The sequence below is a fragment of the Microvirga sp. GCM10011540 genome (assembly GCF_042650665.1).
Taxonomy (GTDB): Bacteria; Pseudomonadota; Alphaproteobacteria; order Rhizobiales; family Beijerinckiaceae; genus Microvirga; species Microvirga lenta.
The window spans coordinates 1-509 of sequence record NZ_JBHSBQ010000043.1; the positions used below are offsets into that span (position 1 = coordinate 1).

Genomic DNA, 509 nt, shown 5'->3' on the forward strand with positions numbered 1-509 from the left:
ACGTCCTTGCCGCTCTTGCCGTAGAGCATGTCGTTGCCGTCCCCACCGGTCAGCCGGTTGCCCCGCGAGGTGCCGCGCAGCACCAGATCGACCGGCAGCGGAGGATTGGGGTTGCCGGGGTTGTTCGGAGTGCCGGGGTTGTTCGGGTCGGTGGGGGTATCCGCCACGTCCGTGACGCTGACGGTGAAGCTCTGCGTGGCCTCGCCGCCCCAGGAGTCCTTCACCCTCACGGTGACGGAGTGCTGGGCCTTGGCCTCGAAGTCGAGGGCGCGGCGGGTGACCAGATAGCCGTCGCGGATGTCGAAGGCGCCGTCCGCGTCCGTCTCGATGGAGTAGGTGAGCGCATCCCCGTCCGCATCGGTGGCCGTGAGGCGGCCGATCTGGGCGTCGGCGGCGTTCTCGGCCACAGCGGCACCGGAGAGCGCCAGACTGATGGGAGCGCTGTTGATGAGCGCGACGGTCTTGTTCTCGGCCTCGAAGCGGGCGAAGCGGATGTTGGTCAGGGTGTC

At 68.8% G+C, this 509-nt stretch carries 1 protein-coding gene; it reads right to left on the reverse strand.

Going from position 1 to position 509, the window contains the following annotated elements; translation table 11 throughout:
• Window positions 1-509 (reverse strand): cadherin repeat domain-containing protein (locus tag ACFOYU_RS15140; RefSeq protein ID WP_377034228.1); only part of this gene is annotated, 509 nt, incomplete at both ends.